We start from the raw sequence: 25,424 nt of genomic DNA, 5'->3' as shown, positions 1-25,424 counted from the left end.
ACTAACCTCGTCAGTCATTAAGTGGTGATTGCCACTTTTGATACACTAAAGCCGGCAATAGCCGGCTTTTGCATATTTATGGAGTAGACAACTTTGTTAGCGTTTCAATATATTGAAGATGATGCCAGTTTAGCGGCCCTTGTAGAGCAATACCAAGATGCTGATTTATTGGTGCTAGACACAGAATTTGTTCGTACTCGTACCTATTATGCAAGATTGGGCCTTATTCAAGCCTATGACGGTAAGACGCTAGCATTAATTGATCCATTAGCGGTGAGTAACCTAGATTTATTTTGGCAATTATTAAAGAAAGAAAACAGTGTTAAGTTACTGCATTCATGTAGTGAAGACTTAGAAGTGTTTGCACGCTATGGTCAATGTCAGCCTGCTAATCTATTCGACAGCCAAATAGCGGCCGGCCTTGCGGGAATGGGGCATGGTCTAGGTTATGCCAAACTTGTAGAGCAAACTCTGGAAGTCAGTTTAGATAAAGGTGAGTCTCGTACCGACTGGCTTAAAAGACCTTTGACAGAGGCACAGCTCAATTACGCTGCAAATGATGTTTATTATCTTTATAAACTTTACCCGCAATTGGTTAAGTTATTAGAAGAGCAGGGCAGACTCGATTGGGTCTATGAAGAAGGCGTTCGTATGACTCAAGGACGTTTAGATACTCCAGATCCAGAGACTGCGTATCTAAAAGTGAAAAATGCCTTTCAGCTATCTTCCAATCAATTGGCAGTATTAAGGGATTTATCTCAGTGGCGTCTTAAACGTGCATTACAAAAAGATCTCGCTTTGGGCTTTGTTGTTAAAGATCACGCCCTGATAGCGTTAGCTAAGAAGCAACCTAAGTCGACGAATGACCTGTTTAAAATGTCAGAACTCACTGAGCAGGAAAAGCGCATTCATGGCAAAGAGATCGTTAAAATCATAACGAGTGTCAGCTATGATAACCCGCCTAAGCCGTTAGATGTTATCGCACTTAAAACGGGTTATAAAAATGCATTTAAGAGCATTAAAAACTGCATTACAGAGCAAGCAGAGGCTAAGAGTATTCCGTTAGAGTTATTAGGCTCTAAAAAGTATATACATGAATACTTACAGTGGATTTGGGATGCGAAGAAAGGGGATAAACCACTTATTCTAACTGGCTGGCGAGAAGCGATTGTTGCTGAGTCTTTATCTGCATTGAAGCTATAATACCAGTTCGTATTACGAAAAAGCCCGCAAATAGCGGGCTTTTTATTGTTCTTCTTTAAATGCTTAGATCTAAGCTTTTTCAGGCAGTGTCACGTTAAGCTCAAGCACTGAAAAGTGATCGTCGGTCTGCTCAAGTTGAACCGAGACTTGGTCTGGGCCAACTTGGACATACTTACGGATCACCTCGATGATCTCTTGCTTCATTTGCGGGAAGTAATCTGGTGCTTCGCGTTCTCCTCGCTGATGAGCCACGATAATTTGCAGTCGTTCTTTCGCTGTGACCGCAGTGCTTGGTTCCTTTTTCGTTTTAAAATAATCAAGAAGAGACATAAGTTAGCTACCAAAAATTCGTTTTAAGAAACCTTTCTTCTCTTCCGTAAGAAATCGGAAAGGCAGTTCTTCACCTAATAACCTTTCTACAGCATCGCTGTAGGCCATACCTGCATCGCTTTCTTGATCGATAATGACAGGTACACCAGAGTTAGAGGCTTTTAATACGGCTTGTGATTCCGGGATCACTCCCAGTAATGGAATCGCTAAGATCTCTTCAACATCTTGAACACTTAGCATTTCGCCTGTTGTTACGCGAGCAGGAGAGTAACGAGTCAATAGCAAATACTCTTTGACTGGCTCTAATCCTTCTTCTGCACGCTTAGATTTACTCTGTAACATACCAAGAATTCGGTCTGAGTCGCGAACAGAGCTGACTTCTGGGTTGGTCGTTACAATCGCTGTATCAGCAAAGTACAGCGCCATCATAGCACCGGTTTCGATACCCGCTGGTGAGTCACAAATAATGTACTCAAAATCTTTGGCTAAATCTTCAAGAACCTTACCCACGCCTTCTTTAGTTAAGGCATCTTTATCACGAGTCTGGGAAGCAGGTAAGACGAAAAGTTTGGCGCAACGCTTATCTTTAATCAAAGCTTGATTAAGATTCGCTTCGCCATTAATGACGTTAACAAAGTCATAGACTACACGGCGTTCACAGCCCATGATTAAATCTAGGTTACGTAGACCAATATCAAAATCGATAACAACTGTTTTATGGCCTTTCATTGCAAGACCTGTGGCAATTGCAGCACTTGAAGTGGTTTTACCCACGCCACCTTTACCCGATGTGACAACAATAATTTGTGCCATTTGTAATAATCCTTTCTATTTTCACTCTATTTAAAGAGGCAATGATTCAACCGTAAGCGACTCGCCTTCTAGACGAATACAACCGCTAGATGCGGCTCCGTTTTGCTGAAGGTTCTCAGTTAACCAGTATTGACCTGCAATCGATACTAGTTCTGCTTCAAGTTTCTTTACCATGATAACTGCGTGCCTGTCGCCAGAGGCGCCAGCCATGGCCTTACCACGTAATGTACCGTATATATGGATACTGCCATCAGCGATGACTTCTGCTCCATTACCGACCGCACCGATAACAATCAGATCGGCATTTTTTGCATAGATCTGTTGCCCAGAACGTACGTTCTGTTTGACGATTTTGGTTGTTTTAGGCAACTGGGGCTGTGAGCTGGATTCTTTCCCTGACTTAACCGTAGCGAGACCGATAGACTTCGCTTGCTTAGTCAGTTCGGCAGATGCGCTTGTGATCCCAACGACAATCAATTGGCGGCTGGTTAATATCTCTTTTAAGCCGAGTATGTCAAAATGACGCGTTTGAATAGCACTTAGGTTAAGCACCAAAGGTGCACCAATAAAAAACTGTGGCGCAATAGCGAGTTTTGCATCCAACTCTGCCGCAATAACTGCCATATCATCACTGTTGATATGCAGTACAGAAAGAGTAAAAGAAGAGCCTTTTAATTCGAGGCTAGGTGTTTGCATTCCTGTATTGCTCTCTAGAAAAGTTCAGCGCTGGGCCGATATCCATTATATTCCTAACGGACCATGGTATAGTGTGCTCCCTTAGCTGGCAAGTTGAATAGTTTGGAAATTGAGTCGTATATGATCTGTGCAGTATATAAAAGCCTAAGAAAGGCTGAAAGTTACCTTTTCGTCGAAAAACGCAACGATTTTGAACGCGTCCCAGAAGCATTAATGGCCATGTTTGGTGAGCCACAATTAGTGATGATGTTGCCGATTGAAAAGCGAGACCATTTGGGTTTTGCCGATATTAAAAAGGTGAGATCTGAGCTAAAAGAAAAAGGATTTTATTTACAGCTACCGCCTCCTGTTGTTAATTTACTTGAACAACATAAAAAAGAGATCGGTTTTAATCCAGATTAAGTCTGCGATTAAAACCACAAAGTTCTAAAAAAGGGGATTTATGGTTTTAGGGAAACAGATTCTGGCTTTAGCGTGCTCGTTGAGTTTTTTATCGTCGGCGATGGCGGATACTGAGAATCAAGCAACATTCAGTGACTATGTTGCAGAGCTTAAGCAAGATGCGATAGATAAAGGTTTCAGTCAGCAAACGATTGATGATGTTTTCCCTAAAATAAAGATGTTTAAAAAGGCGCTAGTTGCCAATAAAGAGACGACTGAAGCTCCGGTCACCCTTGAGACATATCTTCCACAAGTTGTACCTCAAACAAAGGTTGATTTAGCAAGAGCATTTTACAAGCAACACTACACCGAGCTTGAAAAAATTGGCGAACGTTATGGCGTTCAGCCACGATTTATCGTGGCGCTTTTGGGCATAGAGTCCAATCTTGGCCAAGATGCGAGTGGCTACCCAGTATTATCTGTCACTGCCTCGCTTGCTTATGAGGGCGGGCGTGAAGCACATTTCCGCAAAGAATTCTTTGCAGCTCTAAAGATAATAGAGCAAGGGGATCTCGCTTTTTCAGAGCTTAAAGCCACTTCAACAGGCTTAATGGGGCTGCCTCAGTTTTTACCTAGTGTCTATGTCGCTTACGCTCAAGACGGTGATGGTGATGGTCTCAAAGACATTTGGAGCAATAACAGTGATGTTTTTGCATCTGCGGCTTATTACCTGCAGCAGGCTGGCTGGAAAGCATCGGAAACCTGGGGCAGGCAAGTTAAGGTGCCACTAGAGTTTGAATCTTCCCTTGCGGATTTAAGTATTAAGAAAAGCTTCAACGAGTGGCAAGCTCTAGGCGTTAGGCGTTTTGATGGCAGCGACTTACCTAAACGAGAAGATATGCAGATATCTATGGTGATGCCTGACGGTATAACAGGGCGAAGCTATCTTATTTATGATAATTACCGCGGCCTGTTGCAATGGAGTGATTCTGACTACTTTGCTATCTCCGTAGCTTACCTTTCCGAAAGAATTAAATACCCGCCAATTATCTAAGGCTAATAGCAAGTGCAAATCTTAACGAGTTAACTCGATAAATAGCGGCCTAGAGTCGCTATTTTTTCCCCCGCTGTAGCTAAATTCTTATACTGATTGGTATTAGTCGTTTAAATCTTAGCGTTTATGCCTCGTAAGTGATATGGAAGCTGCTAAATATCACTCTTATCACGGTGAGTTCACTTTAACTTTTATGTTGCTATTTTGAACGCTAATGTCACAGATTAAGATTAGATACAGCTTTAAGGTGTCAAGCTTAGTGCGTATAGGGGCTGCCACGTTGTATAATACTGGGCTAATCGGTTTATATGAGTGAATGAGTTAAGCATGGCATTTTGGGATGAAAAAACCTTAGCACAGATGAGCACTGAAGAGTGGGAATCATTATGTGATGGTTGTGGTAAGTGTTGTTTAAATAAGCTTATCGACGATGAAACCGAAGAACTCTATTACACGAATGCAGCGTGTCAATTACTCGATAACAAAGCTGGCCATTGCAAGAGCTATGAGCAGCGCTTTAATTTCGTTCCAAGTTGCACTAAGGTGACCGTAGATAACGTTGAGTCACTTAACTGGCTGCCTGATAGCTGTGCCTACCGCCGTCTGTTTCAAGGGCGAGAGTTACCAAGTTGGCACCCTCTAAGAACGGGGTCAAAAGAGGCTATGATATTGGCGGGAATGTCAGTCGCAGGTAAAGTTACCTGCGAAACAAAAGTAAGAGATATTGAAGACCATATCGTACTTTGGCCAATGAAAGATGTTGAATAACTAGTTTAGAAACAAATAAAAACGCCCTAGCAAATAGGGCGTTTTTGTATGTGTCATTTTTATCTATTATTTCTTCAAAGCCGGAATGAAGAATATAAGTAAGGCAAGTAAGTAGCCACTAAACACAACAATCATCCATTGCCCCATGGTGACGCCCATAAACTCCCAAGGAATATCAGTACACATGCCTGTGGGCATGAAAATTGATGGAAGCCATTCATGCAGCTGCAGCCAACTTGGAAACTCAGGAAGGTAAGAGCAGGTTGCAAATGGAGACGGATTCATCTGCATATCGACAAGTTCAATTGCCAGCTTCAGCCCCCAAGCAGCACTCACGCCCCACACTAGCACTCCAATGGCTCTTGTTATACGAGAACGATATCCAATAACGCCTATTAGGCCTGCAAAGACTAAGCCGAATACTGCAACGCGTTGGTAGATACACATAACACAGGGATCTAACTTCATGATGTGTTGGAAAAACAGTGCCGCTAGTTCAAGTACGACCGCAGATAACATCAGGGTTAGCCAAGCGGCTCTAGAGTGAGAAAAACGAATTAGTGCATTCAACGACAGTGTCTCCATTGCAAATAAAAAAAACGCCCTATTGAATAGGGCGTTTTATATGACTAACTATTTGTTAAATAGTTCACATAATGCTGATCAATGTGATGATACTACACCATCTACAGCTGCTTGAGCAGAGTGATGGATTAACATTTGGCTGTCATAGAAGTATTGAGTCATCTGCTCTAGCGCACCTAACTGAATCGCAAGTACACCTACGATAGACAGTACGATAGTGTACGGCAGTGCCATCCACACCATTCTTCCGTAAGAAAGACGAATAAGCGGAGCGATAGCTGACGTTAGTAGGAATAGGAACGCAGCCTGACCATTTGGCGTTGCAACTGAAGGTAGGTTAGTACCAGTGTTGATTGCTACAGCAAGAAGGTCGAACTGATCGCGAGTGATTTGGCCATTAAGCAGCGCAGATTTCACTTCGTTAATGTAAACCGTACCTACGAATACGTTATCACTGACCATTGAAAGCAGACCGTTAGCAATGTAGAAAATAACTAACTGAGTGTTACCTTCGTAGCTTAGTGCCCACTGAATCACAGGTGCAAATAATTGCTGATCGATAATTACCGCAACGATAGCGAAGAATACTGCTAATAATGCAGTAAACGGTAGGGCTTCTTCAAAAGCTTTACCAAGAGCGTGCTCGTTAGTGATACCGTTAAATGCAGTAGCAAGAATGATTACAGAAAGACCGATTAAGCCTACCGAAGCTAAATGCAGAGCTAAACCTGCGATTAACCAGACACCGATAATTGCTTGGATTAGAAGCTTAACTTTATCGTGTTTAGTACGGTTTGCATCTTCATGAGCATCGTAGTCAGAAAGGATTTTATGAACCGCTTCTGGTAGTTGCTGGCCGTAACCAAATACTTTGAATTTCTCAACTAAGAAACAGGTTGTAATACCAGCAAAGAATACTGGAACCGTTACTGGTGACATACGGATAGCGAATTCAGCGAATTGCCAGTTAGCCTGTGCAGCAATAATCAGGTTTTGTGGTTCACCAACCATGGTGCACACACCACCTAACGCAGTACCCACACCAGCGTGCATTAGTAGGTTACGTAGGAAACCACGGAACGATTCTAATTCTTCTTCACATAGCTGATTTTGACCATCAGAAGTGTGGTCATGGCTGTCGCCAAAGCTCTTGCCTGATGCCACTTTGTGATAGATAGAGTAGAAACCAACTGCAACTGTGATGATAACTGCGATAACTGTTAGTGCATCTAAGAATGCAGAAAGGAATGCAGAAGAAATACAGAACAATAAAGATACCGCTACTTTAGAGCGAACCTTAGTGATCATCTTAGTAAATACAAATAGCAACAACTGCTTCATGAAGTAAATGCCGGCAACCATGAAGACTAGTAATAGTACTACTTCAAGGTTTGCTTCGATTTCATGCAGCACTTGGCTAGGCGATGTCATACCAATGGCGACAGCTTCAATCGCTAATAAACCACCTGGTTGAAGTGGGTAACATTTTAGGGCCATTGCTAAGGTGAAGATAAACTCAACAACTAACAACCAACCAGCTACAAATGGATTAAAGTAAAACACGATTGGGTTGATCACTAAGAACGATATGATCGCGATTTTGAACCACTTCGGTGAGTTACCTAAGAAGTTGTCAAGAAACGCCCGACTCATTGTCACAGGCATGGAATCCTCTCTTTATTTATTTCTATATTGTTGCCAGTAACAAATTTAATGGGATTTGCTACCAGCTATAATTAAGCCGATGCTAAAGATAAAACCTTTTCGAAAACTTAAAAAGCCCCTAATGACGAAACAGATATCTATATCAAAAAAATATCACTTAAATTGTACTGTTAGAACAAAAAGTGAGCGCTTCGATGGTTTTATTCATCTAGTGATCGTCTAATCGGCGGGTTTTGGTTTTCATTTTTCATGGCTCTGGTATGATCTGTCCTAGAACAACACTAATAATTGGATAGAGTAGGTTAATGATCATCAATGCCAAAGGTCCTGCAAGTTTTGCAGAGAAGTATATTGTACGATCCATCTGGGAAAATAAGTTTCCGCCAGGCTCTATTCTGCCCGCAGAACGCGAGCTTTCAGAACTTATTGGTGTAACCCGTACAACATTGCGAGAAGTGCTCCAGCGTTTGGCCCGTGATGGCTGGTTGACTATTCAACATGGTAAGCCAACAAGAGTGAATAACTTTTGGGAAACTTCGGGTTTGAATATCTTGGAAACGATTGCCGAACTGAATCCTGATGGTTTTCCTGAACTGGTTGACCAATTGCTATCAGCGAGAAGTAGCGTCAGTGCTATCTATTTTAGAGGGGCTATCCGTAATAATCCTGAAGAAGCAGTCGCAGCCTTAGCTCATCTTTCTGAGCTGGAAGATACCGCTCAAGCTTATGCTGAGTTTGACTATCAGCTACAGCACACTTTAGCATTTTCATCGGGAAATCCGCTTTACGTATTAATCTTGAATGGCTTTAAAGGTTTATATAGTCGAGTAGGACGTTACTATTTCTCAAGTGCAGAAGCCCGCGCATTGGCTATGGATTTTTATAAGCAATTGCAGCAACTTGCCACTGACAAAAACTATACAGACGTAGCAGCATTAATGCGGACTTACGGTATTAACAGTGGTGTGATGTGGCAGAGCCTACGTGATGATATGCCCGTTGAGTTAGGTACTTCAGACAACTAATTCAAATCAGTTAAATAATCAAAGCCATCGTAAAGATGGCTTTGTTGTTTTTAGCCCTAAACCACCTACTTTAGCAGGTGGTTATCATCAATCAGGCTCTGCCAGAAGCTGGTTCAATGGCATTGCGACGTAAGGCAATGCTTAACGACTTATAAGCACGCCGACTTTTGTTAAAACAGAAAAGGTCCATGGAGATTCGCTTATCGCATCCATGCGATACACGGCTTAAAAGTTCATTTAAACCTAGCTCATAACCTCAAGTGATACGTGAGCTTTGTTAATAGTGCGGTACATAAATCAGGGCCATAAATGTTTCCTACATTTGTTGGTATTTCCACCAATCCATGGCAGTTAGTGATTTAGCCCATGCTTTAAAGAAAGACCTATAGGGATATATTTACGGCGTCTTGTTAGCACGGTAGAAAAGCTCCTTTTTAGGGAGTCTTATTTGCAACAGATAGCAAAGCCACCTTCTTCAGAAGGTGAATTCTTTACTTTTAATGTTCAGGGCTACTAATTGGACTAGAGATCGAAGCGGTAGTACAGATCGAGAGATTGCTCTATGGTGCCCGATACTGTTTCGAGATAAAGTTGTGACAGTAGGTAATACCTCACCGTCATCTCATAACCCGGGTTAAACACCCCAATTCCATATTTAACCATCAACTTATCGCCGATAAAGCCACTAATGGCAAAGCGACCATCGTCATTCGCGTCGAGTTGCACATTTGAAAAGCCAATCTTTTCAATGATACCTGTGGCGGTATTACCGATATTGCCTATGGCACCGCCACCAATTTGGCTACTTAGCGACAGAGCTGCGCCCATCATTAAGCCACTATTTTGATCGACACTGGTATTATTTAGGCCTGTGCCACGGACAATATAGTTTAAGATCTCAGCCTGTTCTTTAGCTGGCGATGAAAAGAGGTTAACGATAGGTTTCATCGGCGTACCTGTTATTCTCACCCCTGCAATCACATCTTCATCTTTTATCTCACGAACGGCTTCGATATTAAGATTCGGGACGTCAACCGGGCCAATAAACTGCATTTCACCGGCTCTAATATCGAGTGTTTGTCCCATAAACTTATAGTTACCATCGATAACTTTGATCTCACCAAAAAGTAGGGGTGGCCTAAATGGATCCTGTTTTAACTCCAACTTACCTTGCAGCTTTCCTGTAAGACCCATTCCATCAACTCGGAGGTTGTTACCAACATTTAAATTTACTTGAGCAGATACAGCTAATGGCGAAACTTGTTGCTCTGTGGTGGCTAAACTGTCCTCAAAGACCACATCTTTTGAAACAGCAACGCCACCTTCAGGGAGTTGTACTATGGTGATCCGGCCTGAAGGCACATTGATGTCACCGCTAATATCGAAAGACTCATCGGTAAACTTAACTTGTAGATCTGTGCCTACGTTCAAAATGGCTAATGGCGGCTGGATTACGGCTAAATTATCGCCTTTTATGCCAAACGCTCCTTTGAGGGTTTGTTCGGCCCAATCAAGCTCTCCATCTATATAGGCTTGTCCTTTTCCCATTTTTAGCTCGCCATCGATTTTTGCCTTCTTACCCGCAAAGATGAAGTCGAGATCAACATCCTCTAGCAGCGTCGGGTTAGCCGTCGCCATAATTGAGCCGTTATTGAGAGAGATCTCGCCAGACACTTCAGGCTCACTCAAACTGCCACTAATTTTTAGCTCGCTTGAGATCTTGCCTTCTAGCACTTCAAGCTCAGGCAGTAACTCAGCTAAGGCTTGAAGGTTTATCTGATGCAGTGACAGGTTTCCCTGCAAGTTTCTATCTGGAGTGACATTAATGCCAAGGTTGGCATCTAAACTCGCAATATCATAGGACTCAAGGGATAACGAAGTCATCAGTTGCTTTTCATCTAAGCGACTGCGCAGTAGTACAGATTTGTAACCAACAGCCACATCACTATTATTCGTGGCTTGAAAGTCAATATTACCAGCTTGTAACTGAAGCTCTACATTGCCTATAGGCTTGGCATTTTCAAACCATTGAAAAGTTGAGGTGAGTTTTGCCGGTCCTGTCCATTGCAAACTTTCAGGTAACCAGGGCTTAGCAAGAATCCCAAGATCGCCAACAAACTCCAGTGCGGCACTGCCATCTAATCCTAGTTGAGTCGGTTCTTTTGAACACAACTTTCCACCAGTGTGAGATAAACAAAACGGTGCAATGCTACCAGTTTGCTTAGCTAAGCTGTATTGGGCAGTGAAAGGGGAGTCGAGGCTAACATCACCGAGTCGTGAGCCTAATGATAGCTGGTTGACTTGAGCGTTCAGTTGCTGCTTATCTTCTTGATACTCAGTGTTTACATCAGTATTTAAGACTAAGTCTCCTTGGGATGTTAGTAACAGAGCTTGTTTATTTAAGTCACCTTGGGCGTCAAGGGCGATACTTGTGAGTGTTAAGTCCTGATACTTAAAGTCTTGCAGGTTAACCGATGCAATAAATGATTGATTATCTAAAGGCTTGTAGTTTCCAGTTAATGTCAGCTTAGTTAACTCAAGTTCAACACCCTGTAATTCTTCAGCCGTTAATGATACGCCAATGTTAGGATGCTCACTTTCGCCAGACACATGAATATCAGCATTTATTGCCCCCTGAGCATCTGGCTGCCACAAGCTTAAGTCTGGGACAGACAGCTTGCCGTTAAGTGACCAAACTTTATCGACCTCACCTTGAATGAACAAACGGCTTTGTAAAGCACTCACATTCAACCCTTGAGAGCTTAAATGCCACCTGCTGTTTACGGATAAGCCCCCATCTACATTTAAGGGGTAATGCATAACATGACCATTAAGGTGCGCATCTTCGATATCGATAGACCAAGTGTTATCAGCTAAGTTAAATCTTCCATCGGTATTTAAGGGCCCGCTGATCTCACTGATTGGCAGAGGTTGTGATAAATCGAGTTTCAATTGGCTAATGTCGACTTGCTGAGTGGCAGCTTTAGCATGCCAAACTAAGGATTCTCCGTATTCGAACGAACCTTGTAAGGCAATATCACCCAATGCTTGGTTATTGGCGTGAAGTTTTTCGAAAACTAAACGCTTATCGGCATGACTGAACACAGTGTCAACATCAAGTGTTGGCTGATAGGGTGAAGAAAAAAGCGTTTGCAGTGTCACGTGTTGAGCGTTGAGATCACCTTGGCTAGCAAACTTGATATCATTTGCACTAAATTCGGCAGTTTGTAGCGGCCACTGCAATTGTTTGGCATTTAATGTTAGCTGATATGGGATCGTAGGCTTTGCCAGTTCAATTGTAGAGTCAAGAGTGAAATCAAACTGGCCGCTAGCAACAATATTGCTCTTAAGCGCTGTAAAGCCTTGTTTGATTGTAATAGCTAAATTCTGGTTTTTTAGCCCAGGTAATTCCGCTACGTGAGCCAGGCTTATTGCAGACTCAAAGTCCATAGGGTAATCATGGCTAAGTGACATCTGGCCAGTGAGACTGATATCACCGTAATCATGGTTGGCGTGAAAGTTATCGATATTGATTAAGAACTGTTGGTAACTTCCTGCTAAATGCAGTTTAGAAAAATGATCCTTTCTGCTGCCTAAGATTAAGTCTCCGTTCTCGATATCTAAAGTCTCGACAAAAACAGGGATAGGCATAAATACTTCGGGTAGGTTTGCCATAACCCACTCACTCTTTTCTAGCTCATGGCTTGCTGTATGCCCTTGCGCTGGTACTGTATCGCTTGGCTTAGTTTCAGTTTCTGTTTCAGACTTAGTGTCTGTTTTAGCTATATCCGGATGCTTGCTGTGTTCATCATCTTCTTGGCTGGTACCTGCACTGGATAAAGGAATAGAAACTAACAAGCCTTCAGAATAGATTGAACTGGCACGGATCCCTGTAGACAACCAATCAGCAGTTAAATTAAGTTGATTAGCATTAAAGTCCATGTCGTTAACACGCACGGTGAGATTGCTAAGCGCGCCACTGACTAAAGTTATCCCGAAAGGAAGAGTAATTTCTAAGTGCTCCTCCTCAGTAGCATCTAACTTACCATTAGCTGGCTCATCAATTGGCAGCGGTTCATGGGTTAGTGATTGGTCTGATATTGAATTTGAGTCTGTCTCTGCAGAGGCATTATCAGATGAGTCGACGTCAGCACCAATGAGCGCGGTATCAATCTCAACGTTGACTTTTGAGCTATTTAATTGCTCTACACACAGCTGTTTTTGCATTAAACACATAGGGTTCCATGCAAGTTCTAAATCGGTGATTTCGACTTTGACGCCGCTCATCTGCCAGGCGGCATAATTTAACGCTAGATGGCGGTTTAGCTGGCCAGATTGATAGTCTAGCTCTAAATCTGGGACAAAAAGATCAGCAAGCTTAATAGCGATATGACTACCAAACTGGGTGCCAATTAGCATTGCAAAGCAAACGAGTAGCAAGAGTGGTGTGTAGATGGCAAAACGGCTTATGAGTTTAAACCAGCCCCAAAGTCGGCCATACCAAGTTTTTGCTTTAGCAACTTTGTTTGTTGGTTTTGATTCATTGCTCGGTTGTATATTGGAAGCTGTCATAGTTCGGCTCCCATGGTAATATGAATACGCCAAGGGCGACTTATCGTATCAGTCTCATTCAGGCCGATACCAACATCGAGTTTGACTGGGCCAATAGGTGAGATCCAATGGATACCAGCACCCACAGAGGTTACTAGCTCTATTTGGTTAACATCAAAAGCATTACCTGCGTCAACGAACGTAGCGACTCGCCAAGTAGGGGTAACATAGTATTGGTATTCGAGACTACCCACCATCAAATAGCGCCCACCAACAACTTCTCGAATTATTTCACCCTCGTCATTGACGGAGTCTATGGAGGGGCCTAGTTCGTTATAGCTATAACCACGAATACTTTGATCACCACCGGCAAAATAACGTAAAGAGGGAGGAATATTCTCTAGTGAGCCTTCGCTAGTGAGGTTTGCAGCCATATCGAGTCTCGACACTATTCTATGTTTGTCAAAAAAGGTATTAATCCACTTAAATTTGGTCTGTAATCGGGCGAGTCTGACCTCAGAACCAAGACTGGGATCGGCATACTCGAGGCTATAGAACTGAAAAAAGCCAGATTTTGGATCCAAAGAGTTATCGCCACGAGTAGTCTTAGACAAGCTGGTACCAAATAATACAAATCTCGGATCATAATCGATACCAGACTGGGTATAGTTCTCTCGCATTATTTCAGCCGAATAATTGAATAACCATTTACTCTGAAGTCGTTGCTGCCTAATGACAGCAAACAACATCTTAGAAGATTCAAGCTGTCCGGTATTATTAAAGTCACGGTCTTCACTGTCATAGACCTGAGTTACACCGTATTTATCTCTTAGCATCCCTGTTCGGATTTTCAATTGGTCATCGAGTGGATGGGTCAGCGGAATGGTATAAGTGGTTAAAAATTTGGGTTTATCTGGAGCCCACTCCGCAGTGGTCTCTTGTGAGTGGCCATACTTGTTGATTTGTGGTGTGCGCCAAGTTACTCGCACGCGAGGTTCAAGACTGTTATCAACTGTATTACCTATGTCGGCACCTAAACCTAGCTCGATAGAGTGGTTAGGTCTAGGGCTAAGCTCTACTCGTACAGGCACTTGTAGATCTTCAACCTGATCGACTAAAGGTAGAACCTTAATATTTGAAAAATAACCAGTGTCTAATAGTTGCCTGTTTAACTGGCCTAGATTACCCGTGCTGTAGGGCGCATCAAATTTAAATGGAACCAACTCGTTTAAAATTTGAGGCTCTAAGGTCGAGCCTGTAAAGCTGACCTCACCTATGTGGTAGCGTTTACCTGAGTCATAATAGAGTGAGATTTTAGCGGTGTTAAAGTCGCGATCGACCAAAATTTCTGCTTGATCAAACTTACCATCAAAATAACCCCGTGCGAGCGCTAGAGTCAGCAGTTGTGCCTTTACATCTTCATAAACACCATGATTGAGTTTATCGCCGGGCCTAACTTTTAATTGGCTAAGCCATTTTTCAAAGAGAGGGTCATTACGCATCTCACCTTTGACTTGAATATCAATCCAACTGATCAAAGTAGGCTTTCCTGGCTCTATCTCTAAATCTAAAACCCAAGCACGTTTATTATTGTTGATAATATTTTGAGAAATTCGACTGTGATAATAGCCCATAGAGTGCATAGCAGCCGCTATGTTGTCTTCGGCATTAAAGATAAAAGCACGCCGTTGCACACTCGATTCGGGGAGGGCACCAAGGTGAGCCTTTACGTTATGTTCGAGTTTACCCTCGACGCCTTTAATTTTAAGTGTTAACCAGTCATTGGCTTGAGCGGAAAATGTTACGCAGGTAACACTGACAAGCAGAAAATTTATGGTCAGCACACGAAGCAAACTTATCAACAAAAATTAGACTCTTATCATTAGTTTAATTGAGACAAGCTATTGTCACTAGAATCGTTAACTCAAGCAAGTTGCTGATTGTAATTATGGTCGAAAATGGTTACAAAGAGAGCAAATAAATACAATAGGATACAGTTTGTGAAGTATACGATGCTTAGTAGCACAGTCTTGCTTGTTTTATCGACAGTTATATCAACAAGCGCTTTAGCCAATGATAAGCCGTTTTCAATTGCGATTCATGGTGGGGCAGGCACCATTTCTAAGGCTAATTTAACCCCTGAAGAGCAAAAAGCTTACCGCGAGAAACTACAACAAGCCGTTGATGCAGGATACGATATTCTCGCAAAAGGGGGCGACAGCTTATCAGCCGTTCGTGCATCGATTAATATCCTAGAAAATAGTCCATTATTTAATGCAGGTCTTGGGGCTGTGTACACCTATGATGGCAGCCACGAGATGGACGCGTCGATTATGGATGGAAATACCATGAATGCCGGTGCCGTCGCCGGAGTTAAACATATTAAAAATCCAATCGACTTAGCATTAACTGTGATGGAGAAATCTCCTCACGTGATGTTATCTGGTCAAGGGGCTGAGGAATTTGCCTTAACTCAGGGCTTTAGGTTAGTTCCGGCTAATCACTTTGATACCGATAGCCGCTATCAACAACTTAAAAGCGCTAAAGAGAAAATTAACAAGGCTGAGTCCAACCCTGATTATCAAGCCAGTACAGGCACGAATAAGCACCATAATTATCAGCAAAGTGCCCTTGATTATAGCGAGTTTGACTATAAATTCGGTACCGTAGGCGCGGTAGCGCTAGATCAAAATGGTAACTTAGCGGCAGGTACCTCTACGGGAGGCATGACCGCAAAAAGATTTGGTCGTATTGGAGACTCACCGGTTATAGGAGCGGGCACCTACGCTGAGAACGGTGTTTGCGCCGTGTCGGCAACAGGCCACGGTGAGTACTTTATTCGTTATCATGTGGCGGGGGATATCTGCGCTAAGGTGAAGTATCAGAAAAAATCCATTATTCAAGCGGCTGATGAGGTGATTAATCAGCGCCTCATTACTGCTGGTGGCACTGGCGGTGTGATAGCCATAGATCAACGTGGCAATATTGCCACGCCGTTTAATACCGAAGGCATGTACCGCGCAACACGTAAAAATAATGAGCCAGCTCAAGTGATGATCTGGTCAGATTTATAGGGGCTATCCTCTTCGCATCGTTCACCTAGTTTCTTGTTCGTTGCTAAGCCTTAACATCCTTATGTTAAGGCTTTTTTGTTGCCGCTCTCATTCATTGCAAAACAAATGTATTGTAAAAACAAGTTAAATTATTATTCACTAATTAAATACCCTCTAAGGTTATATAATGCGTTAACGATCTTGCTATAGCCTCTAACGAGACTGCACCTGAATAGGCCATAAAAGTCGATGAAACAGCAACAAGTAGCGAAAAAGCCCGATAGAGCGACCGCAATGATGCAAATTATTGAACAGGTCAAACAAGAGTTTCCTTTATATGAGTCCGAGACCTTTGTCTGTGGACCAGACGGAAACTGTTTAGGCTGCCCGAAAAAGTTACTTGAGTTAGTCGATACAGAATTAAGTTATTGGGAAAGTGCGATAGCCAATGGTAATGTTCCGCAATTTGATGACATCCGCCGCTTTGGTAAGCTGTGTACCAACGTAAAGCGTGGCTTAGATCGTAATGGCGTGTTAGAAAAGTACCAGCAAATTAAAGCAGAAAACCTAAGCTAGCATTAGCCTGTGTAGCCAAAGCAAAAGCAGCTTTGCATATAGCGTTAAGCTAACATCTTCGATAAAACGGCTTAAGTGAGTAGACTACGGACCTGTTAGGGTAAATTATCACTGTGACTGCTAGCATAGCGACAACATATTAGTTAATAGTTATCTATAAAACTTAGCTGATAGTGTAACGCTTTGGGCGTTGACTGCCGTCATGGCTGTATCTAATCCAGCCTAAGTCGAAATCTGTGAAATAGCTCACTAATATTTATTTGTATGGCTATGAATAAAAAGCCAAAATGCCGCGCAATCTCTTCCCCTCAAAAAAGCGTACACGCATAAAAAGGTTGCACATGAGCAAAAAATTTCTGATCACTTGGGATCAAATGCAAGGTTACACCCGTGAATTGGCAGAACGTTTATTACCTGTTGAACAATGGCAAGGTATTATTGCAGTTAGCCGCGGCGGATTAGTACCAGCGGCCATTTTAGCGCGTGAATTAGGTATTCGACACGTAGATACCATCTGTATTTCAAGCTACGACCATGATCACCAACGTGAAACTAAAATCATCAAGCAAGCCCCTGGCGACGGTGAAGGCTTTATCGTAATCGATGACTTAGTAGATAGTGGCTCAACCGCTAAAATTGTACGTGAAATCTATCCTAAAGCAAAATTCGTTACTGTATGTGCCAAGCCTGCTGGCAAGCCATTAGTTGACGACTACATTGTTGATATCCCACAAGACACATGGATTGAACAGCCATGGGATACAGGTGTGAGCTTTAGAGAGCCACTTTGTAAGTAATAGGCCAAGTTAAAACTTAAGTAAAAAGTTAAGCTCGATATCAAAACCGAATAGTACTGCTATTCGGTTTTTTGTGGCTAATTGTGTAGGTAGGAGTTGAGAGGGAAAGCTGTAGATAAAAGTTTGCGGCCCAATGTTTTGCCTCAATAATACCTCTGAAGTTGTCTAAATTGTCGAGTTAGATGTAATTAGAGCCTGTCCATCGGGCTAATTGTTCCTGCATAGTGTTGCCCTAACACATGTGTGTATATTTGAGTTGTATTCAAGTCATTATGGCCAAGTAATTGCTGAACAGTTCTGATGTCTGTTCCTGCTTGCAAAAGATGCGTTGCAAACGAATGTCTGAACGTATGACAATTCACTTTTTTGATTATCTGTGCTTTTCTAACAGCTTGTTGTAACGCTTTCCTAATGCTACTGGCATGTCGATGGTGCCTACAAGGCAAATTAGTGATCGGATGTTGGCACATATTAAGAGATGGAAATAGAAACATCCAAGTCGCTTGGCGATAAGCATTAGGGTATTTTTTAGCTAATGAGTGTGGCAATGATGGACCGACTCCATGTTGATTATCTTGCTGCTGAATTTTTATCGCGCGTTGAATATATCCATCAAGCTGATTAGTGCATGATTGGCTTAATAATGTTTGTCTGTCTTTATTGCCTTTTGCATTTCGAATGGTGAGTGAGAGATTTTCGACATTAATATCTTGTAATCTCAATTGCAGACACTCGTTGACTCGTAATCCACTCCCGTAAAGCATTTCAATCACAAATTTTGCTAGTCCACTCATGTGTGACAATATTAGAGCAATCTCTTTATAAGATAAGACCGTAGGCAATGTGCGCTGCTTTGTTGCTAACGTGAAACCAAGATCTCCTAATTCAATTTTTAAGTGTTGCTGATATAAAAAAGCTAGCGCATTAAGAGCGACTTTTTGAGTATTAACGGCTACGTTCTGTTTGTTAGCTAGCCAACTTAAAAAAGTTTTTACGTCAACTGAAGACAGTGTCATTGGATGAGCTTTATGATGAAATAAAATGTATCGCTTAATCCAATATAGATACGCTTTTTCAGTTCTTAAGCTATAGCCTCGTAAGCGAATCTCTTGTCTAATCGATTCTAAAAAAGGACTCGAATGTGTCATTTTCATCTCGCATGATTAACTGTGTTTTTATACAGTATTATCTGTATTTGTAAGAATGCAAGCGCACATTGCCTGGAATGATAGATACTTAACTGTTGAAAAAATGTTAAAAGCCTTGTAAATTCAAAAGCATAATATGAGTGCGCTTTTTTTTGGTGGGATGTAAAGCGAGTAAAGTAAGCTTGCGCGCTTTTGCAAAAGGGGTATTGAATACAATTTTGCTCTAGAACACTTAACGCATTATTATTGTTTGTATTTCAGACGTATTTTTGAGCGCGTTTTACCGGTAACCATCGACAAAGTGCGCGAGCGTCATATTAAAATGTTATGTTTCTAAGGATGGAACAGTTTGAGTGAATTTATTACCGCAATTTGGCCATTACTCTGTCTTTCGATGCTTCCTTTATCAGTCTGGTATTTGGTGGAAGCAAAAAGTGTTTTGAATCTCATTAAGTCCAATCACCCACAGGTTTGGCTTGAACTGGGAAAGCTTCAACTTATCAAAAACAACACCATCAGCAATTCTTTTAAGTTTATGGTATTTATACTAAAAGCAGACTATAGGTCGCTTAATGATGATGCCTTATCAAAGAAGGGGAACTTATTAAGAGTTTTGTTAATTGGTGGACATTTGGTAGTTTTGTTTGCATTTATAGCCCCTATCGTTATCGGTCGACTGTAAACATAACAAGCTGCTAAATTCAGATTCAACAAGGCTGTCATGCCATTTGCTGAGCAAATCGCCCGCCAGCACTTGGTTCACTTATTAGCAGGGCGTTAAATTTTTCGGATGGATTAATTCATGACTCAGACATGGAATTTAGAGAATGTTTCTCAAATTGCAAAAGAGAGCCCATATACTTTCTACCTGCCTTCTAATGAGGTTATTAAACAGCTGGAGATCGGTGATGTAGTTAAGCTCATGTTTAACTGTGATGTAGAAAATGATCAAGGCTGGTCTGCTGAAAGAATGTGGGTTGAAATAACGTCCCGAGAAGGTGACCAATTTCAAGGATTTCTTGATAATGATCCATATTACATTCCAGACATAAAAGCTGGGGATGAGTTAAGCTTCAATTCACACCATATAATGCAAACGAGCTTGGAAGATCCAATTCCAAATGAAGTCGATAAGTTCCTACCAAGATGCTTCGTAACCAACTCAGTCCTGATTGACAAGAACCCTGTAATCCAACTGTTTCGAGAAGAACCAGACGAAGAATACAAAGAGAAAAATTATAGTGGTTGGAATCTGTTTTCAGGAAAGGAAGATGATGATTACTTGAACAATGGAGATAACTGGAATTTCGTATCACTGGGTGCAATTCTAAATATCGACGATAAATTCAAATATCTTCTGGATTCAGAGTTTGGTTCAGAGTTTGTATGGTCTGAGGCAGAGAACGAGTATGTCAAAATTTAACAAGGCGCTGCAACCGACTGCCAAAAGCGTCACTTGTTTTGCAAAAAGCCGCAAAACAAGCGCCACTTTTGTCAGCGGCTGAGCGCGGCGTTATAAGTATTGGAGATGCATTTGAATATTCTGCTCGTAAGTAGTAGCCAAAGAGATAATTCTAAAAGTTTAGATGTCTCAAAATTTTTACAAACTAATATATTAAATGACATGGAAGGCGTTAAGTCATCGATATTAGATTTATCTAGATCCCCTTTTTTATTAGACCATTATGGTACTGGGAGAGATGATTTAATTTCATTAGCTAATAATAAAGATGAAGTGTTAGGGCAATTGTATTCCTGTGATGCCGTAGTGTTTATTGTTCCTGAATGGGGAGGAATGATCCCACCAGCACTTGTCAATTTATTACTTTTGTCTGCTAACGGCTCCGCTAATGGTTTGCCTTTAGGTCACAAACCAGCATTTGCTATTGGTGTTTCAGCCTCCAGCGGTGGCAGTAACCCTATTTCATTATTAAAAGGGTATGCTGGAAAAAACAGTCACCTCACTTGGTTACCGTTACATGCAATCATTCAAAACGTAGATGATTTTCTAAAACAAACGTGGACACCGACACTTGAAAATAGATATTCGCAGGTGCAATCACGTTTATTGGTTGGCTTAAGGAGTTTAGCTATCTATTCCAACCAATTAGCTTCTGTCAGAGATGAATTAGTAGTGTTATCAAAAGAGCATCCTTACGGTCAATAAAATACTTATAACAAGCACTTCAAACGGACAAAAACAGTTGGTTAGGTTCCGCTTCGCTTCACATTTTAACCAACTATTTTTGTCCGCTTAAGTGGGCGTTAGGCTTTAAGGATATATACATGTCACGGATCACAATATTCTGCTCTTTTCTATCCATATTTTTCTCTAGCTATTTATTTGGTTCAACATCCTCAAAGTTAGTTGGGAACTGGGACTGCGAACCATATGTTATGAATAACGAGGCTTATGATGTAATAGTGCATGATTCACCAGCTTATAAAGCCAATGGTCAGTTTTTAGAAGTTTCTAAAGCAACTGTAGAGTACCCAAATGGGTTTTCTTTTACATTCGAAGTTGAGTTGATTGGAACTTGGACTTTTAAAAGCAATATTATTGATATCAAGTTTGAACAGTCGACCTTTCTTTCTTCTAATAGTCCGGAAATTAACAAACAGAAAGGACAAAAAATTGCGGATGATCAACTTGTAAAAAAGAATTGGGCTAAAAATGAAGTTATATCCCTTGGGGAAAAGCTACAATTTAAAGCTGTTGATCCAATGCATAAAGAAGCCAATGTACTCATTACTTGCAAAAAAGCCTAACAAGCTAATAAATAAGGACAAAAAACAGTTGGCTGTTTTCGTTCCTCAACATTTTAGCCAACAATTATTTGCCCATTAACGAGGGCGTTAGGGTTACAAGGAGAGTTCCGCATGAAAATCAGATTACTCATTTTATTTACATTAATTATGTCTGGATGCACATCACAAGTGTGGCAAGCCCCAAGTTATGAAGAGAGAGTTACTGGCTTTTATGCCACGCAAGAAAATGCTCTGTTGCTTGTAACAGGTCAAAATTATAGCTATGTATTTGAGGCAAGTGACTTATTAATTAAATTACTTGAAATAAGTCGTACTATTGAATTTTATCCTAGATATGAAAGCTTCAAACTAGATAAAGAAAATAATGTCAGTGGTAAACTGGAATTAATCACACACAATACGTCGGATAAGCAAACGCTTCGAGAGTTGGGTTTCCCACAAGATGAATATGGAAATATCGATTTAACTTTTAACTTAAGAGGTAAAAGATATAAAGTTGAAGGGAACTATCCTTTTCAAAAGCTTGAAGATGAGCACTACGTTTTGGTTGAAACACCTGAATCAGGACTATCTAAAGCTGGTAAAATTGTAGTTACACCAGGAGCTGTAGCAATCGATACCGTTGCTATCGTTCCTGTTGCTGCTTTTTTTGGAGTGTTGGGTGTTATGAATGAACTTGATCTGTAAGTAACCCTAACAAGGCAATAAAGTCAGATTCGTAACAGTTGGCTCGGTTGCGCTTCGCTACACATTTTAGCCTACAATAGAATATTAGAGACACCCAAAATTGTGCTTACAGGTTTCCTTTACTAGGCTTTAGTTATGGCTGATAGAGGAGTTTGCTATGCCTACCCCAAGAAAGGCGATAGTCAGTTTAGAGGATACGCCGTTTTATCATTGTATATCTCGTTGTGTTAGAAAGGCATTTTTGTGCGGGGTTGATAAGCACACTGGTCAATCCTATGAGCATAGGCGCGACTGGGTTGAACAACGATTGTTGCAGCTTGCAGAGGTGTTCGCCATTGATATCTGTGCGTTTGCTGTAATGAGCAATCATCTGCACCTTGTCTTGCGGGTAGATGCTGAATTAGTGAAGGGATGGTCAGATATCGAGGTTGTTGCGCAATGGAAAAAGCTGTTTAAAGGCGACAGCCTGAATCAGATTTTTGTTAAAGGTCATCCACTTGAATCTTACCAGCAAGCCATCATCAATAAGCGGGTTAAAGAGTACCGACTGCGATTGATGGATATTTCCTGGTTCATGCGAGCGTTGAACGAACCCATAGCACGAAAGGCTAATGCAGAGGATAAGTGTAAAGGTCGCTTCTGGGAAGGAAGGTTTAAGTCTCAAGCATTGCTTGATGAGGCTGCAGTATTGGCTTGCATGGCCTATGTCGACTTGAACCCTATTCGAGCAAAGATGGCTGATTCACCAGAAACCTCAGACTTCACCAGCATTCAATTACGTATAAAAGCGGCGTTGGACGGTAAGCAACCTGATTCGTTACTGCCTTTTGTGGGTAATGAGAATCAAAATATGCCCAAATGTCTGATGTTTAATGCTAAAGATTACCTTCAACTGATTGATGATACCGGGCGTATTCAGCGCCATGATAAAAGAGGCGCTATCAGTCACACCTCTGAGCAATTGTTGTATCGTTTGAATATTCCCACTGAGAATTGGCTTAAAATGACTGCTGAGTTCACGAAAATCTTTAAAGGTCCAGTGGGCAATACACAAGAGTTAACGACTTATTGTGAACACCTTGAACGTAAACGACGACAAGGTGCTGCCAATTGTCATCGATGGCTAGATTGTAGTTAGTCTACTTTAAAGCTCCCCTCATTTTTCTCACTACCAAACAGATGTTTGGTGTTTCTGTTGCATGAATTTCACTATAGTTACCGATAGTTTACTCGTAAATCCAGCTCAGCTCGTGATAGCGTATTTATGTTATAGCGATAGGCATTTTAGATGAGTTAGAAAGTACGGGGTTCAATGTCACGTTCGAGCTAGCAGTGCAGCAAATAATTTTGGGTGTCGCAGTTATTACAATTTTGGGTGTCGCAGTTATTTTATTCACAAGGAAGGAGTCAATTATGACCAGTGTGCACAAAAATGTTATTTTATTTCTACTAGGTAGTTCATTCGCTTATATCTTTGTTTGGTTAACAGGTGTTGTTGCAGCTATGCCGGTACCAGAGTATCTGCGATCATATAATGAGTTCGTAATTTCGTACTATCCTAATATCTTGACCGCACTTTTTGCGTCAATTTTATCTTTAATTATTGTATTCGTAATACGTAAAGTATTTACTTATTTCACTAAACAAAACTTATTTTACTTTGCTCTACCAATAGTTTTATTCTTAACTTATTTGTTGGTATTTTTTAGTTTTGCAGTAGCACCTTTAATGTATGCAGCAATTCCAACCTTGTTAGTCGCTCTATTGTTAAGCAATGGCGCACAAAAAACATAACAAGCAGTTCAAGCGGGACTTTTTACAGTTTGCTCGGTTCCGCTTCGCTACACAATTTTAGCAAACTAATAAAAAGCCCCTTAAATGGGCGTTATATGTACATGGAGGGAACCACCATGCTAGTCAGGATGATGAAAAATAGGGCTATCAAAGCCTTTGCCAAAAAACTTCCAAAATTCTTAGTAGTTTCATGGGGAAGCTCAGATGAATACAGCCCCGGCCAAGTAAACAAAGCTATAGCAGAAACAGGCTGCAATGCTGCATATGTTCATTACGCCTACGCAATGTTTTGTTCTGAAGACCGGTTTAATGAAGTTTGTAATGCAGATTACGCTGAATTGAAAGGAGAGATCGGGGACTTATGTTTTGGTGGAAATTCAAGTTTCAGCTCAAGTGATTTTTCTGTATCGACGGATAGTCACTCCTTTGGTGACAGTGGTTATACCGACTAGTACATATAACAAGCTGCTAAATCCAGATTCACCAAGGCTGTCATGCCATTTGCTGAGCAAATCGCCCGCCAGCACTTGGTTCACTTATTAGCAGGGCGTTAACTTACTTAATCATGGAGGATTAATGGATATCAAAAAGTGGGCTTGGAAAATAGCGACAATCTTAGTCATGGGGGGGCTATTGCTTAACCCTGAGTTAATGTCTTTAGTTTTGTTTATTGACGCAATTGGAATTGATTTATTTCTCTTACTTGTCGAAGTACAGATAGTAGCCATAAGTGGATATTACTTTCATACATGGATTAAGCCGATACTTATGCCCCTATATAAGGCTTTGCTTAGAGCTGACCCTTACTTTTTCATCCCGACTAGGGACTCTGTAGCAAAACACCCATTGATCTTATGTCATGCAGTTCCTTTTTTGATGCTGTTTATTATTGGTGGCATCGTGGTTAAGCCGGTGATTGAGTCAGTGTGACGTCAGTTAACAAGCAGCTAAATTCAGATTCACCAAGGCTGTCATGCCATTTGCTGCGCAAATCGCCCGCCAGCTATGGTTCACTTATTAGCAGGGCGTTAGCTTTCAGAGATTAACTATGAATTTTCATTATTTACCAATTTATGTTTTAACAATAGCTTTATGTGGTTCATTTTATTTAGGTTACTTACCGCCAATTTTCATTTTAATCTTCATTATTGCTAGTACCTTTACTTTCTTGATTTACGCAAAAGATAAAAGGGCTGCTCAACATGATGAATGGCGTACTTCTGAAAGTACACTCCATTTGTATTCATTACTTTTTGGTTGGCCTGGAGCTATAATTGCCCAGCAAAAGCTACGTCATAAAAGTAAAAAACAAAGTTTTCGAACAGCCTTTCTTTTTACTGTATTAATTAATGTAGCATTGGTTGTTGGAATGCATACTAACCATGGTTTAAACTTGCTGAAAAATTATACTGATGAGATCAAGAGTTATTCATCAAAAAATATTGATAACCAATATATTCGTAAAACGGTTTCATTTCTTTTAAGTTCTCGTAATGAAAATTATCTTTATTATGAAAGTCCTACGTTTT

26 protein-coding genes are annotated in these 25,424 nt (G+C 41.2%); 18 read left to right on the top strand and 8 right to left on the bottom strand.

The features are described from left to right. Positions 1-93 precede the first annotated feature (93 nt). Positions 94-1,203, top strand: a complete 1,110-nt coding sequence (gene rnd, locus K5Q73_RS13615) for a ribonuclease D (RefSeq protein ID WP_220761326.1) — start codon at positions 94-96, stop codon at positions 1,201-1,203. A 69-nt stretch (positions 1,204-1,272) separates the two neighbouring features. Here the strand turns inward: rnd and minE are convergent, their stop codons facing one another. From minE to minC, 3 genes are read right to left on the bottom strand one after another with little or no spacing between them, the layout of a single operon-like run. Next, positions 1,273-1,533 carry a cell division topological specificity factor MinE gene (gene minE, locus K5Q73_RS13610; RefSeq protein ID WP_220761325.1) on the bottom strand — a complete coding sequence of 87 codons (261 nt, stop codon included), beginning with the start codon at positions 1,531-1,533 and terminating at the stop codon, positions 1,273-1,275. A 3-nt stretch (positions 1,534-1,536) separates the two neighbouring features. Beyond that, the gene (gene minD, locus K5Q73_RS13605) at positions 1,537-2,346 is read right to left on the bottom strand and encodes a septum site-determining protein MinD (RefSeq protein ID WP_220761324.1); all 810 of its coding nucleotides are present in this window, start codon (positions 2,344-2,346) and stop codon (positions 1,537-1,539) included. Positions 2,347-2,376: 30 nt separating this feature from the next. Next, positions 2,377-3,042, bottom strand: coding sequence for a septum site-determining protein MinC (gene minC / locus K5Q73_RS13600; protein ID WP_220761322.1), 666 nt, complete (start codon positions 3,040-3,042; stop codon positions 2,377-2,379). 120 nt (positions 3,043-3,162) lie between these two features. Between minC and K5Q73_RS13595 the strand changes: the two genes are divergently transcribed. From K5Q73_RS13595 to K5Q73_RS13585, 3 genes are all read left to right on the top strand, one after another. Further along, the gene (locus K5Q73_RS13595) at positions 3,163-3,444 is read left to right on the top strand and encodes a YcgL domain-containing protein (RefSeq protein WP_220761584.1); all 282 of its coding nucleotides are present in this window, start codon (positions 3,163-3,165) and stop codon (positions 3,442-3,444) included. Between the two features lie 40 nt (positions 3,445-3,484). Beyond that, the gene (locus tag K5Q73_RS13590) at positions 3,485-4,477 is read left to right on the top strand and encodes a lytic transglycosylase domain-containing protein (protein ID WP_220761320.1); all 993 of its coding nucleotides are present in this window, start codon (positions 3,485-3,487) and stop codon (positions 4,475-4,477) included. 327 nt (positions 4,478-4,804) lie between these two features. Further along, a complete protein-coding gene (locus K5Q73_RS13585; RefSeq protein WP_220761318.1) occupies positions 4,805-5,245 on the top strand; it encodes a YcgN family cysteine cluster protein in 441 nt (146 codons plus the stop codon). Positions 5,246-5,311: 66 nt separating this feature from the next. Here the strand turns inward: K5Q73_RS13585 and dsbB are convergent, their stop codons facing one another. Then, positions 5,312-5,815 (bottom strand): disulfide bond formation protein DsbB, encoded by a 504-nt coding sequence (gene dsbB, locus K5Q73_RS13580; RefSeq protein WP_220761316.1) that lies wholly within the window; start codon positions 5,813-5,815, stop codon positions 5,312-5,314. A gap of 93 nt (positions 5,816-5,908) precedes the next feature. Then, the gene (nhaB, locus tag K5Q73_RS13575) at positions 5,909-7,495 is read right to left on the bottom strand and encodes a sodium/proton antiporter NhaB (protein WP_220761314.1); all 1,587 of its coding nucleotides are present in this window, start codon (positions 7,493-7,495) and stop codon (positions 5,909-5,911) included. Positions 7,496-7,800: 305 nt separating this feature from the next. Here nhaB and fadR point away from each other — a divergent pair, with 305 nt between their 5' ends. Further along, complete coding sequence (fadR, locus tag K5Q73_RS13570) at positions 7,801-8,520, top strand: fatty acid metabolism transcriptional regulator FadR (RefSeq protein ID WP_220761312.1); 720 nt, start codon at positions 7,801-7,803, stop codon at positions 8,518-8,520. 522 nt (positions 8,521-9,042) lie between these two features. On the opposite strand, the gene K5Q73_RS13565 is transcribed toward fadR, so the two are convergent. Both K5Q73_RS13565 and K5Q73_RS13560 read right to left on the bottom strand, forming a co-directional pair. After that, positions 9,043-13,092 carry a translocation/assembly module TamB domain-containing protein gene (locus K5Q73_RS13565; RefSeq protein WP_220761310.1) on the bottom strand — a complete coding sequence of 1,350 codons (4,050 nt, stop codon included), beginning with the start codon at positions 13,090-13,092 and terminating at the stop codon, positions 9,043-9,045. Beyond that, complete coding sequence (locus K5Q73_RS13560) at positions 13,089-14,936, bottom strand: autotransporter assembly complex family protein (RefSeq protein ID WP_374706852.1); 1,848 nt, start codon at positions 14,934-14,936, stop codon at positions 13,089-13,091. Before K5Q73_RS13560 ends, K5Q73_RS13565 begins: the two co-directional genes overlap by 4 nt. 147 nt (positions 14,937-15,083) lie before the next feature. Here K5Q73_RS13560 and K5Q73_RS13555 point away from each other — a divergent pair, with 147 nt between their 5' ends. The 3 genes from K5Q73_RS13555 to gpt all read left to right on the top strand — a co-directional run bounded on the left by K5Q73_RS13555 (position 15,084) and on the right by gpt (position 17,497). Beyond that, positions 15,084-16,145 carry an isoaspartyl peptidase/L-asparaginase family protein gene (locus K5Q73_RS13555; protein WP_220761580.1) on the top strand — a complete coding sequence of 354 codons (1,062 nt, stop codon included), beginning with the start codon at positions 15,084-15,086 and terminating at the stop codon, positions 16,143-16,145. A gap of 228 nt (positions 16,146-16,373) precedes the next feature. Then, positions 16,374-16,700, top strand: a complete 327-nt coding sequence (locus K5Q73_RS13550; protein ID WP_220761308.1) for a hypothetical protein — start codon at positions 16,374-16,376, stop codon at positions 16,698-16,700. 341 nt (positions 16,701-17,041) lie between these two features. Further along, positions 17,042-17,497, top strand: coding sequence for a xanthine phosphoribosyltransferase (gene gpt, locus K5Q73_RS13545; protein WP_220761306.1), 456 nt, complete (start codon positions 17,042-17,044; stop codon positions 17,495-17,497). 188 nt (positions 17,498-17,685) lie between these two features. Here gpt and K5Q73_RS13540 read toward each other — a convergent pair whose 3' ends face one another. After that, on the bottom strand, positions 17,686-18,645 hold the full coding sequence (locus K5Q73_RS13540; RefSeq protein WP_220761305.1) for an integron integrase: 960 nt from the start codon (positions 18,643-18,645) through the stop codon (positions 17,686-17,688). Between the two features lie 349 nt (positions 18,646-18,994). On the opposite strand from K5Q73_RS13540, the gene K5Q73_RS13535 reads away from it, so the two are divergent. The 10 genes from K5Q73_RS13535 to K5Q73_RS13490 all read left to right on the top strand — a co-directional run. After that, complete coding sequence (locus K5Q73_RS13535) at positions 18,995-19,327, top strand: hypothetical protein (protein ID WP_220761303.1); 333 nt, start codon at positions 18,995-18,997, stop codon at positions 19,325-19,327. Between the two features lie 120 nt (positions 19,328-19,447). Further along, entirely contained in the window at positions 19,448-20,068 is a 621-nt protein-coding gene (locus K5Q73_RS13530) for a DUF2185 domain-containing protein (RefSeq protein ID WP_220761301.1), read from the top strand. Between the two features lie 111 nt (positions 20,069-20,179). Next, positions 20,180-20,812: an NAD(P)H-dependent oxidoreductase gene (locus tag K5Q73_RS13525; protein ID WP_220761299.1), complete on the top strand. Its 633-nt coding sequence runs from the start codon at positions 20,180-20,182 to the stop codon at positions 20,810-20,812. Between the two features lie 119 nt (positions 20,813-20,931). Then, on the top strand, positions 20,932-21,414 hold the full coding sequence (locus tag K5Q73_RS13520) for a hypothetical protein (RefSeq protein ID WP_220761297.1): 483 nt from the start codon (positions 20,932-20,934) through the stop codon (positions 21,412-21,414). A gap of 111 nt (positions 21,415-21,525) precedes the next feature. Beyond that, positions 21,526-22,101: a hypothetical protein gene (locus tag K5Q73_RS13515; RefSeq protein WP_220761295.1), complete on the top strand. Its 576-nt coding sequence runs from the start codon at positions 21,526-21,528 to the stop codon at positions 22,099-22,101. Positions 22,102-22,258: 157 nt separating this feature from the next. Beyond that, on the top strand, positions 22,259-23,239 hold the full coding sequence (locus K5Q73_RS13510) for a transposase (RefSeq protein WP_220761293.1): 981 nt from the start codon (positions 22,259-22,261) through the stop codon (positions 23,237-23,239). Positions 23,240-23,433: 194 nt separating this feature from the next. Beyond that, a complete protein-coding gene (locus tag K5Q73_RS13505; RefSeq protein ID WP_220761290.1) occupies positions 23,434-23,895 on the top strand; it encodes a hypothetical protein in 462 nt (153 codons plus the stop codon). 116 nt (positions 23,896-24,011) lie between these two features. Next, positions 24,012-24,347 (top strand): DUF6559 family protein, encoded by a 336-nt coding sequence (locus tag K5Q73_RS13500; protein ID WP_220766152.1) that lies wholly within the window; start codon positions 24,012-24,014, stop codon positions 24,345-24,347. Positions 24,348-24,471: 124 nt separating this feature from the next. Further along, positions 24,472-24,825 carry a hypothetical protein gene (locus K5Q73_RS13495; protein ID WP_220765756.1) on the top strand — a complete coding sequence of 118 codons (354 nt, stop codon included), beginning with the start codon at positions 24,472-24,474 and terminating at the stop codon, positions 24,823-24,825. A gap of 118 nt (positions 24,826-24,943) precedes the next feature. Further along, positions 24,944-25,424, top strand: a 481-nt coding sequence (locus K5Q73_RS13490; RefSeq protein WP_220766151.1) for a DUF1294 domain-containing protein, incomplete at its 3' end; no start/stop codon positions are given.

It is taken from the genome of Shewanella sp. MBTL60-112-B2, assembly GCF_019655055.1.
Classification (GTDB): Bacteria; Pseudomonadota; Gammaproteobacteria; order Enterobacterales; family Shewanellaceae; genus Shewanella.
Note: the sequence above shows the minus strand (reverse complement) of the source record. Positions and strands in the feature narration are given on the sequence as shown.